Source organism: Pseudomonas sp. GW456-12-10-14-LB2 (genome assembly GCF_002884345.1).
Taxonomy (GTDB): domain Bacteria; phylum Pseudomonadota; class Gammaproteobacteria; order Pseudomonadales; family Pseudomonadaceae; genus Aquipseudomonas; species Aquipseudomonas paraglycinae.
Window position 1 is genome coordinate 163,360 of record NZ_POHV01000008.1, and the last position, 13,328, is coordinate 176,687.

14 protein-coding genes and 1 pseudogene are annotated in these 13,328 nt (G+C 60.0%); 6 read left to right on the forward strand and 9 right to left on the reverse strand.

The window, feature by feature from the left end; translation table 11 throughout:
• From C1X29_RS07730 to kdgD, 3 genes are all read right to left on the reverse strand, one after another.
• A complete protein-coding gene (locus C1X29_RS07730; RefSeq protein ID WP_085608178.1) occupies window positions 1-1,365 on the reverse strand; it encodes an MFS transporter in 1,365 nt (454 codons plus the stop codon).
• A 99-nt stretch (window positions 1,366-1,464) separates the two neighbouring features.
• Complete coding sequence (locus C1X29_RS07735; RefSeq protein WP_102717163.1) at window positions 1,465-2,904, reverse strand: aldehyde dehydrogenase family protein; 1,440 nt, start codon at window positions 2,902-2,904, stop codon at window positions 1,465-1,467.
• A 61-nt stretch (window positions 2,905-2,965) separates the two neighbouring features.
• On the reverse strand, window positions 2,966-3,877 hold the full coding sequence (gene kdgD / locus C1X29_RS07740; protein WP_102717164.1) for a 5-dehydro-4-deoxyglucarate dehydratase: 912 nt from the start codon (window positions 3,875-3,877) through the stop codon (window positions 2,966-2,968).
• Window positions 3,878-4,113: 236 nt separating this feature from the next.
• Between kdgD and C1X29_RS07745 the strand changes: the two genes are divergently transcribed.
• The 4 genes from C1X29_RS07745 (at window position 4,114) to C1X29_RS07760 (ending at window position 6,574) form a co-directional block, all read left to right on the forward strand.
• Window positions 4,114-5,412 (forward strand): phospholipase, encoded by a 1,299-nt coding sequence (locus C1X29_RS07745; protein WP_102717165.1) that lies wholly within the window; start codon window positions 4,114-4,116, stop codon window positions 5,410-5,412.
• 11 nt (window positions 5,413-5,423) lie between these two features.
• On the forward strand, window positions 5,424-5,615 hold the full coding sequence (locus C1X29_RS07750) for a hypothetical protein (protein WP_102717166.1): 192 nt from the start codon (window positions 5,424-5,426) through the stop codon (window positions 5,613-5,615).
• A gap of 102 nt (window positions 5,616-5,717) precedes the next feature.
• Window positions 5,718-6,092, forward strand: coding sequence for a hypothetical protein (locus C1X29_RS07755; protein WP_085746910.1), 375 nt, complete (start codon window positions 5,718-5,720; stop codon window positions 6,090-6,092).
• Window positions 6,093-6,226: 134 nt separating this feature from the next.
• The gene (locus tag C1X29_RS07760; protein WP_102717167.1) at window positions 6,227-6,574 is read left to right on the forward strand and encodes a hypothetical protein; all 348 of its coding nucleotides are present in this window, start codon (window positions 6,227-6,229) and stop codon (window positions 6,572-6,574) included.
• Between the two features lie 22 nt (window positions 6,575-6,596).
• On the opposite strand, the pseudogene C1X29_RS07765 reads toward C1X29_RS07760, so the two are convergent.
• Window positions 6,597-6,860, reverse strand: a pseudogene (locus C1X29_RS07765) (FCD domain-containing protein); the annotation flags it as partial.
• Between the two features lie 248 nt (window positions 6,861-7,108).
• Between C1X29_RS07765 and C1X29_RS07770 the strand changes: the two are divergent.
• On the forward strand, window positions 7,109-7,459 hold the full coding sequence (locus C1X29_RS07770) for a hypothetical protein (protein WP_102717168.1): 351 nt from the start codon (window positions 7,109-7,111) through the stop codon (window positions 7,457-7,459).
• 7 nt (window positions 7,460-7,466) lie between these two features.
• On the opposite strand, the gene C1X29_RS07775 is transcribed toward C1X29_RS07770, so the two are convergent.
• From C1X29_RS07775 to C1X29_RS07790, 4 genes are all read right to left on the reverse strand, one after another.
• Window positions 7,467-8,213 carry a FadR/GntR family transcriptional regulator gene (locus tag C1X29_RS07775; protein WP_102717174.1) on the reverse strand — a complete coding sequence of 249 codons (747 nt, stop codon included), beginning with the start codon at window positions 8,211-8,213 and terminating at the stop codon, window positions 7,467-7,469.
• Window positions 8,214-8,333: 120 nt separating this feature from the next.
• Window positions 8,334-10,061: an ABC transporter ATP-binding protein/permease gene (locus C1X29_RS07780; RefSeq protein ID WP_102717169.1), complete on the reverse strand. Its 1,728-nt coding sequence runs from the start codon at window positions 10,059-10,061 to the stop codon at window positions 8,334-8,336.
• Between the two features lie 96 nt (window positions 10,062-10,157).
• The gene (locus C1X29_RS07785) at window positions 10,158-10,718 is read right to left on the reverse strand and encodes a response regulator transcription factor (RefSeq protein ID WP_003221630.1); all 561 of its coding nucleotides are present in this window, start codon (window positions 10,716-10,718) and stop codon (window positions 10,158-10,160) included.
• A complete protein-coding gene (locus C1X29_RS07790) occupies window positions 10,711-11,973 on the reverse strand; it encodes an ATP-binding protein (RefSeq protein WP_064593366.1) in 1,263 nt (420 codons plus the stop codon). Before C1X29_RS07790 ends, C1X29_RS07785 begins: the two co-directional genes overlap by 8 nt.
• Window positions 11,974-12,199: 226 nt before the next feature.
• Here C1X29_RS07790 and C1X29_RS07795 point away from each other — a divergent pair, with 226 nt between their 5' ends.
• Complete coding sequence (locus tag C1X29_RS07795) at window positions 12,200-12,916, forward strand: SIMPL domain-containing protein (RefSeq protein ID WP_102717170.1); 717 nt, start codon at window positions 12,200-12,202, stop codon at window positions 12,914-12,916.
• Between the two features lie 73 nt (window positions 12,917-12,989).
• Here C1X29_RS07795 and C1X29_RS07800 read toward each other — a convergent pair.
• The coding region (locus C1X29_RS07800; RefSeq protein WP_102717175.1) for a DUF6124 family protein at window positions 12,990-13,328 on the reverse strand (339 nt) is incomplete at its 5' end.

Below are 13,328 nucleotides of genomic sequence, written 5' to 3' on the forward strand. Positions count from 1 at the left end.
TCAGGAATGCGCTTGAGACAATTTACCAGCCGCTTCGGAACCACCGTTGGTTGGCGGCTCTTTCAGGACCACACGCTTGATCGGGCCGACGATCACCAGGTAGCTGAACACCGCCACCAGCGCGTTGGCGCCGACGAACACCAGCGCCCATTTGAACGAACCGGTGGAGCTGATGATGTAGCCGATGACGATCGGGGTGGTGATCGAGGCGATGTTGCCGAAGGTGTTGAACAGGCCCCCGCTCAGACCGGCGATCTGTTTTGGCGAAGTGTCGGAGACCACCGCCCAGCCCAGCGCGCCCACGCCTTTGCCGAAGAATGCCAGGGCCATGAAGCCCACCACCATCCATTCAACGTCGACATAGTTGCAGGCCACGATGCTGCTCGAAACCAGCAGACCGGCAATGATCGGCGCCTTGCGGGCGAAGGTCAGCGAATGGCCCTTGCGCAGCAGATAATCGGAAATCACCCCGCCGAGGACGCCGCCGATAAAACCGCAGATCGCTGGCAACGAAGCAATGAAACCGGCCTTGAGGATGGTCATGCCGCGTTCCTGCACCAGGTACACCGGGAACCAGGTCAGGAAGAAATAGGTGATGCCGTTGATGCAGTACTGGCCCAGGTACACGCCGAGCATCATGCGGTTGGTCAGCAGCTGGCGGATGTAATCCCATTTCGGGCCGTCTGCCTTTTTGCCTTGTTTCTGGTCCATGTCGACCATGCCGCCGTTGTCGGCGATGAACTTCACTTCCGCTTCGTTGGCCATCGGGTGTTGGCGCGGGCTGTGGATAACCTTCAGCCAGACCAGCGAGAACACGATACCGAGCAGGCCCATGACGATGAACACGTGCTCCCAGCCAAAGGAGAACACGATCCAGCCCATCAGCGGTGCGAACAGCACGGTCGCGAAGTATTGCGCGGAGTTGAAGATCGCCGAAGCGGTACCGCGTTCAGCGGTCGGGAACCAGGCCGCGACGATACGGGCGTTGCCGGGGAACGATGGCGCCTCGGCCAGACCGACCAGGAAGCGCAACATGAACAGCGCGACGATGGCCGTGGACATGCCGAACTCACCGACGAAGCCTTGCAGCACGGTGAACAGCGACCAGGTGAAGATGCTCAGGGCGTAGACTTTTTTCGAGCCGAAGCGATCGAGCAGCCAGCCGCCGGGAATTTGCCCGGCCACGTAGGCCCAACCGAATGCAGAGAAGATGTAGCCGAGGGTGACCGCGTCGATGCCGAGGTCTTTTTGCAAACTGGAACCGGCGATCGCGATGGTGGCGCGGTCGGCGTAGTTGATCGTGGTCACCAAAAACAGCATGAGCAGGATCAAATAGCGGACGTGAGTCGGCTTGGACGATTGCATGTAGATGTACTCCCACTGATTATTTTTATGCGGGTAAAACATTCTTTGGTCTTGTGCCGCGCAGGGCCTCAGGCGAAGGCCCGGCGCGGGTGCAGCGATTTACGAACCGATGTAGCTGGTCTTCACGACCGTGTAGAACTCTTGCGCATAGCGGCCTTGCTCACGTGAGCCATAGGATGAACCCTTACGGCCACCGAACGGAACGTGGTAATCCACACCGGCGGTCGGCAGGTTGACCATCACCATCCCGGCCTGGGAATGACGCTTGAAGTGGTTGGCGTACTTCAGCGACGTAGTAGCGATACCCGCCGACAGACCGAATTCGGTGTCGTTGGCCATGGCCAGTGCAGCCTCGTAATCGGCCACGCGGACGATGTTGGCCACCGGGCCGAAGATCTCTTCGCGGCTGATGCGCATCGACGCTTCGCTGTCGGCAAACAGAGTCGGCGCGAGGAAGTAGCCCTCGGTGTCGCAGGTCACCAGACCACCGCCACTGACTACGCGCGCACCTTCGGACTGACCGATGTCGATGTATTTCAGATCCTGCTCAAGCTGCGCTTGCGAGACCACCGGACCGATGTCGGTACCGGCCTTCAGCGCGTGGCCGACCTTGATCGACTTCATGCGCTCGGCCATGGCTTCGACGAACTTGTCGTGAATCCCGGCGGTAACGATCAGTCGGCTCGAAGCCGTGCAACGCTGGCCGGTGGAGTAGAACGCGCTCTGCACCGACAGCTCGACCGCCTGCTTGAGGTCGGCGTCGTCGAGAATGATCTGCGGGTTCTTGCCGCCCATCTCCAGCTGAACCTTGGCCTGACGCGACACGCAATTGACGGCGATCTGCCGACCCACACCGACGGAGCCGGTGAAGCTGATGCCGTCGACTTTCGGGCTGTTGACCAAAGCTTCGCCAACCACGCGACCGCTGCCCATCACCAGGTTGAACACGCCGGCCGGGAAGCCTGCGCGGGAGATGATTTCGGCCAGCGCCCAGGCGCAACCCGGCACCAGATCCGCCGGTTTCAACACCACGCAGTTGCCATAGGCCAGGGCCGGGGCGATTTTCCACGACGGGATGGCAATCGGGAAGTTCCAAGGGGTGATCAGGCCGACCACACCCAGGGCTTCGCGGGTGACTTCGACGTTGACGCCCGGACGCACCGACGGCACGTAGTCGCCGGACAGGCGCAGGCACTCGCCGGCGAAGAACTTGAAGATGTTGCCAGCGCGGGTCACTTCGCCGATGGCTTCGGGCAGGGTCTTGCCCTCTTCCCGGGCCAGCAGGGTGCCGAGCTCTTCGCGACGGGCGAGGATTTCGGTGCCGACTTTGTCCAGCGAGTCGTGACGGGCCTGAATGCCCGAGGTCGACCACGCCGGAAACGCGGCGCGGGCGGCGTCGATGGCGGCGTTGACCTGAGCCAGGTCAGCCTTGGCGTAATCGCCGATGGTGTCGCTCAGTTCGGACGGGTTGATGTTCGCCGAGTAATTGTTACCGGCGACCCATTCACCGTTGATGTAGTTGTCATAGCGCTTGGTCACGAATCATTCTCCTGACGCAAAAGGCCGCTGATCGCTCAGCGGCCTTGTTTATAGAGTTGTGTTACTGCGCACCTTGCTTGTCGATCAGCGCGGCGAGCATTTCGTACTCTTCGCCGGTCAGGTCGGTCAGCGGCGCACGCACCGGGCCTGCGTCATAGCCGGCGATCTTGGCGCCTGCCTTGACGATGCTCACGGCGTAACCGGCCTTGCGGTTGCGGATGTCCAGGTACGGCAGGAAGAAGTGGTCGATGATCTTGCCGACGGTGGCGTGATCTTCGCGGGCAATCGCGTGGTAGAAGTCCATCGCGGTTTTCGGGATGAAGTTGAACACCGCCGACGAGTAGACCGGCACGCCCAGGGCCTTGTAGGCAGCGGCATAGACTTCGGCGGTCGGCAGACCACCGAGGTAGCTGAAGCGATCGCCGAGGCGACGACGGATCGACACCATCAGTTCGATATCGCCCAGACCGTCCTTGTAACCGATCAGGTTCGGGCAGCGTTCGGCCAGACGCTCCAGCAGCGGCGCGGTCAGGCGGCAGACGTTGCGGTTGTAGACCACCACGCCGATGTTGACCGATTTGCACACGGCTTCAACGTGAGCGGCAACGCCGTCCTGGCTGGCTTCGGTCAGGTAGTGCGGCAGCAGCAACAGGCCCTTGGCGCCCAGACGCTCGGCTTCCTGAGCGTATTCGATGGCCTGGCGGGTCGAACCACCGACACCGGCGAGGATCGGCACGCTGCTGGCGCAGGTGTCGACGGCAGTCTTGATGATTTCCGAGTATTCGCTGGCAGCCAGGGAGAAGAATTCACCGGTGCCACCGGCGGCGAACAGGGCTGAAGCACCGTACGGGGCCAGCCATTCCAGGCGTTTGATGTAGCCAGCGCGGTTGAAATCGCCCTGAGCATTGAAATCGGTCACCGGGAACGACAGCAGGCCGGCGGAGAGGATGGACTTCAGTTCTTGTGGATTCATTATTCGAACACCCTGGTAGCAACGTTTTTTTGTGAGTGGACCGTTCAGCCTTCGCCGAAGTTGTAGGTCATCGTACAACTTAAAAGATAACCGTCAACTGCATTTCATCGCTGGGGGGCATTTTTTGTCGGACAAGATTTCTTTTTGACGTAGGAGATTTCTCGACTAGGCTCGATTTAACTGTATATGCATACAGTTAAATAGAAACCCACCGACGACATATCAAGGAGAAAGAAATGTCCGGTCAACTAACAAAATGCCTTGAAAAACCCACACCGGTCATCGCCCGTTTCGATGACCTTTTCACCCCCGGCGGCATCGCCTTCAGTGCCGAAAATCCGCATCTGTTGCTGCACATCGCCGACTCGCACAGCGATGTCGAACCCGTGACCGCCCTGACCGCTCAAGCCTTGAAAGGCAAACCGCAGTTACGCTTCGAAGGCGCGGAACACAAGGCTATCGGCGATAACACCCGGCTGCGCTTCGTTGAAAATTCCGAGCCGGTGCTCGCGCAAAATGTGCCGCTGCATCTGCCGAACGGGTTGGCGCTGACCTACGGCCAGGTGCTGGCGCTGGGTGGTGATTTCTATGGAATCGTCGACCGTCCGATCAACGAAGGATCGACCCCGGCCGATCGCCTTCAGCGCTTCACGGCGGCCTTCGACAGCCTCGCCGCGCTGACGACCTCGAAGACCGAGGCGACGCAAATTCTCGCAATCATGCAAAAAGAGATCGACGCGGTTAAACAGGCGATCAAGGACGGCAAACAACCCCATGAGGCTTATGACGCTTTGGGAGATACGTTGTCGGAAGAGTGGAACAAGATCACTGGCGGCGGCAGTTTTGTCTCAGCCCTGTTCCCGCTCGGTCGCTACCTGAAACTGGCCGCGAACAACGCCGACCACTTCGGCGAATGGGCTCGCCAAGCCTACATCGCCGGCCACACCGCCGCCCTGCAAACCGCTGCAGCCACCCACGCCAGTCAGGACGAACTGCGACTGGAACGGGCCTACGCGATGAATGCGTTCGCCGACCACTACCTCACCGACCTTTTTTCTTCCGGGCATTTGCGGGTGCCGCGCAAGGCCATGGCCGCCGCCGTGACACCTAGCGACCTGGGTTCACTCATCACTCGCTTCATGCACGACGAAGACAGCAAGTTTGGCCTCAAGGTGCGTAACGGCCATGGCGAGCAATGGCGGGCGTTCGGTGACAAGCGCTACTTCGACGCAACGGACGCCGACAACCGCAATCAGGTGACTCTCGCGGTGCAGGATTCGGCAGACGAGGTGTATGCCGCGTATTCCAGCGGCAATGTGCCGACCACCTTCAACGCGCTGCAACGGCTGCCGGATCTGACGGCCGTGCTGGATCCGGCCAACAACTTCTCGCCACTGTTCCGCCTTCAGGACAACAAAGTGCTGCGGCGCAAGGACGTCAACAACCTCAACGACACTGCCACCGTCGACGACTGGTGGGGCTGGAGCACTTACCTGCTGCTCAAGGACTATCACCCAAGCGGCAACACGAATTAAGGAGCGATTCGATGACGATTAAATTGAAACTGGAACTGGCCTCGGGCCAATCGATGAAAGGTGCGCCGCTGCAACTGCTGCGCGACGGCGTGGCCATCGCCCGCACGTCGGTGGATGCTCAGGGCCAGGCGACCTTCGACGTCAGGCCCGGCCCAGGCAAACTCGCGGTCAGGGTGGATCGTTCGATTCTGCCCCAGAGTTGAAATGCCCGGACAAGATTGCCCCGGCGCGCCTCACCGATTCGCCGGGTAAAGTGCGACGACTGCCGCGAAGGATCGCGGCAGATCCTTCAAGGAGAACAAAGCATGACGTTTGCCGCTGCACACCTTCCGCAATTCCCCGATCACGCCAGCGATTCGATCATCCTGCGGCTGTCGACGCTGGATGACGACCTGATCGTTCAGGTACCCGATGGCCAGAACACACCGCCGAACTGGGACGTGTACCCGATCCTCGGCGATGATCCGGAAGAGCCTGAATGGCAGGGTTTGTCGGAGCCGACCGGCGTCTGGGATGACGCACTGGATGACATGGTCGGCCTGACCGGGATTGAACTGAGCATCCCCAGATTCGAACTGGAAAAGTACCTGAACAGTACCGTTGAGCTGCGCTACAAGTTTGCTGATGAGTCCAGTCTGGAGCCGTGTTCGGAGCCGTTGAAACTCTACATCGAAGCCTGATCGTGACGCGCGGCGGAATCAATTACGACCGCTTGTCGCCACTGTCATTTCTGACAGTGGCGCTCCGCCCCTCAAGAACGCTCAACTTACGGAGTAAAAAACGATTGCACTTACCCCTACCAGGAGAGTTTGTCATGCAAAAACTTGCCGCAGCAGAAGCACCTCAGGCGCCGAATGGAGTGCTGGACACCCAGAAACTGAGTGATGCTTTTCTCCTCGATTTCTTTTATGAAGAGAAAGCAGCAAACCAACAGATCGACATAACAATTGAAGTTAAGCCTGACCGCTTTAGCATCCCTATAGAAAAGCACGCTAGATTTACGACGTTCATAGTCGAAAAGGAACAGTTCTCTCTGGGTTCAAAAAGCCTGTTCGACTATCAATTCAAAAATGGGTCCGCAGTTATCCACTTCATCGCAACAATAAACGGAACTCCACAACCGTCAGACACGTTAGAGCTGTCTATCGTCGACACCATATGACGTTTTCCCGACCCTTCGGAGTTCAACCCTGCGCCTGCGCCTCTTCATGGGCCTGACGCAGCCGTTCGCGGCTGTTGGTCAGGTGCAGGCGCATGGCCGCGCGGGCGGCATCGGAATCCTGACGGGCGATGGCCTCGTAGATTTCCTCATGCTCGCGGCTCAGGCGATTCATGTAGTGCTGCTGATCGTCATGGGCCAGGCGCGCCGAGTTCAGCCGCGTGCGCAGAATGATGCTGGTGCCCAGGTGGGTCATGATGTCGGTGAAGTAGCGGTTGCCAGTGGACAATTACCTGAACCGTACCGTTGAGCTGCGCTACAAGTTTGCAGACGAGGCCAGTCTTGAGCCTTGCTCGGAACCACTGCTTCTGCACATCGAAAGCTGAATCACCATCAACCACTCGTCGAAACTGTTATTTCTTACAGGTGCGGCCACCAACCAATCCAGCCCTAATACTCTTGGCGTCATCACCCGACGCCAACGGCCAAGAGCCGGAACATACACTTTTCGATTGCAATGACAAAAGGACTTACATCATGACCGCACAACAAAGTGTCGTAGCCGCACCTGACTTGGAAGAGGCAGTTAAAGGAGTCGCTTACATTGAGAAGCTGAGTGATCCAACTCCCGCTTCAGTGTCCCAATACACTGAAGCAGCAATCGGCGACGTGATCGAGATGCTCGTCAGCACCTCGACCGGAAGCAATTGGAGTTCTAAATACACACTGAGCCAGCCATTATTCCCTGTCACCTTTGACATTCCAAAAAGCACGTTTGCCAATAACCTGGTGTCGGGAGCTACGGCTAATTTGCGCTACACGATTGCTAAAACCGGCAGCCCGAATGTAGTCACCTCCCCGACTTTGACAGTACGCCTCGAACCGTAATCAACCCTCAACCCTGAGCCTGCGCCTCTTCATGCGCCTGACGCAGCCGTTCGCGGCTGTTGGTCAGGTGCAGGCGCATGGCCGCGCGGGCGGCATCGGAATCCTGGCGGGCGATGGCGTCGTAGATTTCCTCGTGCTCGCGGCTCAGGCGATTCATGTAGTGCTGCTGATCGTCATGAGCCAGGCGCGCCGAGTTCAGCCGCGTGCGCGGAATGATGCTGGTGCCCAGGTGGGTCATGATGTCGGTGAAATAGCGGTTGCCGGTGGACAGGGCGATTTGCAGGTGAAACTGGAAGTCCGACGCCACCGCATCGCTGGCGTGGGCGACGCTTTCGTTCAGCGCATCGAGGGCAGCACGCATGGCGGCCAATTGCTCGGCGCTGCGGCGTTGCGCGGCGAGACCTGCGGACTCTACTTCGAGGCTGATCCGGAATTCGAGAATTGCCAGCACATCACGCAGGGTGACCACGGTGGCCGGGTCGATCCGGAAACCGCTCGGGCTCGGAGTATCGAGCACAAAAGTGCCGATGCCGTGGCGGGTTTCCACCTGACCTGCGGCCTGTAGCCGGGAGATCGCCTCGCGCACCACGGTGCGGCTGACGCCGTGGGCTTCCATGATCGCCGACTCGGTGGGCAACTTGTCGCCGCGCTTGAGCAGACCGTCGCGGATCTGCTCGGTCAGCACCGTCACCAGTTCCTGAGCCAGGCTGCGACGCTTGCGGGGGAAGCGCGGGGTGTCGATCGGGTTTTCCATGATCTGCGTTTGTCTCGAAAAATCGGCTTGAGGGGCATCATAGCGCAAGCGGGTTGTACGATCACTCAGTGCATCATCCTGTGGGAGCGAGCTTGCTCGCTCCCACAGGATGATGTGTTATCAGGCCGTGACGGTCTGTTCCACCAAGTGCCCGCCATCGATCCGCACATGCCGTGGATGGAAGCGCTTGAGGCTGCTGCGATGGCCGACGCTGACGATGCTCAGGCCCGGCAACTGGTCGATCAGCGCCTGATACAGCGTGGCTTCGTCTTCCTCATCCATCGCCGACGTCGCTTCGTCCATGTACAGCCATTGCGGTGCATAGAGCAGCGCGCGGGCGAAGGCCAGACGTTGCTGTTCACCCGGCGAGAGCATGCGCTGCCAGTGATTAGCCTCGTCCAGTCGAGCCACCAGATGCGGCAAACGGCAGGTTTCCAGCACTTGTGCATAACGCTCGGGCGCGTAGGTGTCGCCCGGTTGTGGATAACTCAAGGCGTCGCGCAGGGTGCCGATCGGCAGATACGGTTTCTGTGGCAAGAACAGATAACGCGAAGCCGGCAATCGAATACTGCCGTGCCCGGCCGGCCACAAATGGCCCATCGCCCGCAGCAGCGTGGATTTACCGCTGCCGGAGCGGCCACTGAGCATCACCCGCTCGCCCTGCTCCACGGTCATGTCTGCACTGGTCAGCAGGTGACGACCGTCAGCCAGATCGAGGCCCAGGTTATGAACGTTCAGCTCATTGCCCTGATTCTGCACATCGATGGCCGGTGCGCGTTCTTCGTTGTCGGTCATCGCCTGACGGAAGCTCAGCAGACGATCACACGTGGCGCGCCATGCGGCGAGATCCGAATACGCGTTGATGAACCAGCTGAAGTTCTCCTGCACGTTGCCGAATGCCGAGTTGATCTGCATCAGCTCACCCAGCTCGATCTTGCCGGTCAGGTAACGCGGTGCCGCAACGATGAACGGGAAGATGATTGCGATCTGGCCGTAACCGGAGGTGAAGAACGTCAGGCGCTTGGACACCCGCATGATGTCCCAGAAGTTGTGCCAAACCAGCCCAAAGCGGTTACTCAGGCGACGATTCTCGTTCGGCTCGCCGTTGTACAGCGCAATGCTCTCGGCGTTCTCACGTACCCGCACCATGGAGAAGCGCAGGTCAGCCTCGAAGCGTTGTTGTTGGTTGTTCAGGCCGATCAGGCGTCGACCGATCAGGTGCGTCAACCAGCTGCCGACCGCCGCATACAGCAGCGCACACCAGAACATGTAGCCGGGAATCTCGATGCCGAACACCTCGATGCTGCCGGACACGCCCCAGAGAATGATCGAGAACGACACCAGGCTGACCACCGTGCGGATCAGGCCCAACGCGAGACTCAAGGTGTTGCTGGTGAAGGTGTTGAGGTCTTCGGAAATCCGCTGGTCAGGGTTGTCGGTGTAACCGCCCTGCTCCAGCTGGTAATAGTTTTTGTGCCCGAGCCAGCGCTTGAAATGGTTCTCGGTGAGCCATGCCCGCCAGCGGATGGTCAGCATCTGCGTCAGGTACAGGCGATACACCGCGCCAAGAATTGCCACCGCCGCAATGCCGCAGAAATACAGGATCAACTGCCAGAATGCCGCCTCATCCTTCTTTTGCAGGGCGTTATAGAAATCCTTGTACCAACTGTTGATCCACACCGAGATCGCCACGCTGAACAACGTCAGCGCGATCACGGCAATCAGCAACGTCCAGGCCTTGCCCTTCTCTTCGCTGCGCCAGTAAGGCGTGGTCATGGCCCACACCTTGCGAAAAAACTGCCCGCGCACAGTATCGTTGACCGCGGAATATTCAGCGTTCTGATTCATGGAAAAGGCTCGATAAAGAAAAGAACAGACACGCACCGATCATAGATGATCGGTGCGTTTTATCGCGAGGGCTGGCGATGGTCGTTCAGCGCAGGTTCAGCGACGAACCGGGCGCTTCTGCAATTTGCGCTGCAGGGTGCGGCGGTGCATGCCCAGGGCGCGGGCCGTGGCGGAGATGTTGCCTTCGTGCTCGGTCAGCACACGCTGGATGTGCTCCCACTGCAGGCGATCCACCGACATCGGGTTTTCCGGCACCAGGCTGTCGAGGTCGGCGTGTTCGGACAGCAGCGCTGCCAGCACATCGTCGGCGTCGGCCGGTTTGCACAGGTAATTGCAGGCGCCGCGCTTGATCGCTTCAACTGCGGTGGCAATGCTCGAGTAACCGGTGAGGATCACCACGCGCATTTCCGGGTCCAGCTCCAGCAGCTTCGGCAGCAGGACCAGACCGGAGTCGCCGTCCATTTTCAGGTCCAGCGCGGCGTAGTCCGGCAGATCGGCCTGGGCGATGGTCAGGCCTTCCTCGGCTGAACCGGCGGTGCTGACGCGGAAACCACGGCGGGCCATGGCGCGGGCCATCACCCGGGTGAAGGTCGCATCGTCATCGACCAGCAGCAAATGCGGCAGTTCTTCGCCTTCGACTTGGATTTCGTCACTCATGTTGCTCTCCTCGGGCGCCGTGGGGCAGGCGCAGCTCGGTGAGCGTGCCGCCTTCCTCATGACTATAGAGTTTCACTGAGCCGCCGGCGCGTGTCACGCTGGCCTTGCTCAAAAACAGGCCCAGGCCGAAACCTTTGCCCTTGGTGGTAAAAAACGGTTTGCCGATCTGCTCGGCGATGGCCAGCGGCACACCGGCGCCATGATCGCGGATGCTGATGGTCAGGTCTTCGGCGGTCCAGTCCAGGGTCACCTGAAGATTTTCCGGGCAGGCGTCGGCGGCGTTGTTCAACAGATTCAACAGGGCCTGGGTCAGATCCGGCGGCGGCGCCACACGCGGCAACGGGCCCTGGCCAAGACGCTGGAAGCGATAACTGGCCTCCGGGCGCATCAGGTGCCAGCGATTGAGCGCTTCGTCGAGCCACTCGGTGACGTCCTGCATCTCCACCGCCATCCGGCGATTGGCTTCGGCGGCGCGCACCAGTTGTTGCAGGGTTTCCTTGCAGAGCTTCACCTGATCCTTCAGCACCTTCAGGTCTTCCTGCAGCATTGGGTCGGGGTGATCCTGCTGCATTTCGTTGAGCAACACGCTCATGGTCGCCAGCGGCGTGCCCAATTCATGGGCGGCGCCAGCGGCCTGAGTCGCGACGGCCAGCAATTGCTGATCGCGCAGGCCTTCTTCCCGGCGGATCGCGCGCAACTCTTCCTGCCGCCGCAGCTCTTCAGCCATCCGCGCGGCGAAAAACGTAATCACCGCTGCTGCAAGAGCGAAGCTCAGCCACATGCCGTAGATCTGCAGGTTCTCCCGGGCCACCGGCAGGGTTTCCAGCGGATAGAAGTGCGTCAGCATCAATGTATACAAGGCCAGCGCAATGCCCGACAGCACCACCGAATAACGCCATGGCAGCGTCACCGCAGCGATGGTCAGCGGCACCAGATAATACGAAACGAACGGGTTGGTCGAGCCACCGGAGAAATACAGCAAGGCACTGTGGATAACCAGATCGCAGGCCAGTTGCAACGCATATTCGAGCTCGGTGACCGGCCACGAAGTGCGCAGGCGCACGGCGGTGAACACACACAGCAGAATCGAACAGCCGAGGGTCATCACCAGTTGCACCCACGGCAACGGCAACAGATCCAGCCAGTAGGCCAGGCCCACGGAGCCGGCCTGCGCGGCGAGCACCAAGGTGCGGATGAAAGTCAGCCGCCAGAGGTTCTGGCGAGTGGCGGAAGTCAGTTGTACGGGGGCGAGCATGAGCTCTCCTGATGAGCGCTCCAGGCGGATCGCACGGAGTATAACCAAGGCGCGGGCTTGAGAGGCGAAAGTGCGGCAAACGACCACATGGAAAAAAGCTTCGCGGCGGCTATAAGGCCCATCTGTATAGAAGTTGTAACTGGGCGAACCGGATCATAAAAGCTAGAGTCTGATGGTTTCACGCAGGCCCCCGAACCATCACCTGCGCCCTCATCAAGGAGCTTTCATGCACACATTTCGCCGCAGCGCCGCCCTTCTCGCCCTGACCGTCGGCAGCGTCGCCAGCCTTCCGGCCCTGGCCGCCGATGAGCTGCACTACAACCAGATTTCCCTGCGCGCCGAAGTCAGCCAGGAAGTGGCCCGCGACCTGATGATCGTGACTCTCTACACCGAAGAACAGAACACCGACCCGGCCAAACTCGCCGCCGACGTCAGCACCACCATGAACAAGGCACTGGCCCAGGCCAAGCAAGTCAAAGACATCACCCTGCGCCAGGGCAGCCGCAACAGCTACCCGATCTACGACACCAAAGGCCAGAAAATCACCGGCTGGCGCGAACGCGCCGAACTGCGCCTGGAAAGCGCCGACTTCGCCGCCCTGTCCAAGCTCACTGGCGAGCTGCTGACCGACCTGAAAATGGGCGGCATGGACTTCGCCATCGCCGACCCGACCCGCAAGGCCAGCGAAGACCAACTGCTGAAAGAAGCCGTCACCGCCTTCAAGGCCCGCGCCCAACTGGCGACCGACGCCCTGGGCGGCAAGGGCTACAAAATCGTCAACCTGAACCTCAACAGCAACGGCTTCCCACAACCGTACATGCGCGCCCCGATGATGATGAAAGCCGCCGGCATGGACGCAGCACCGGTCACGCCTGAAGTCGAAGCCGGCACCAGCCAGGTCAGCCTGACCGCTGACGGCTCGATTGAAGTGTTGATGCAGTGATTGAATGACGACTAAATGAAAAACCGGCGATCAGTGATGATCGCCGGTTTTTTTATACCTGGGATTTGTGTTGTCAGGTTTGCGGATCAACCCGGTCCAGCGCGCGGTTCACTGCAAGCTCGGCCAGCATGACGATCTGCTGGATACCGAGCGCCGTACTGCGCTGCGGGCCCGAAAGCTCATTGGCGAAATTGCTCGCGATGGTACTGGCCGAGGCCAGGGATTCGCAGGCATTGGCCAGCAGGCTTTCGGTGTCGACGTTGGGCGTGACCATGTACATCGTGCTCGGCGGGCGTGGTTTGGAAAGGTTGGGGCAAAGATAGAAATCGAGGGCGCGTTTGATGGCTTCGCGGTTGCGGGCGAGGTCTTCGGCGCGCATGGCTTCTTCGAGTGGGGTGGGTGATTCGAGGGG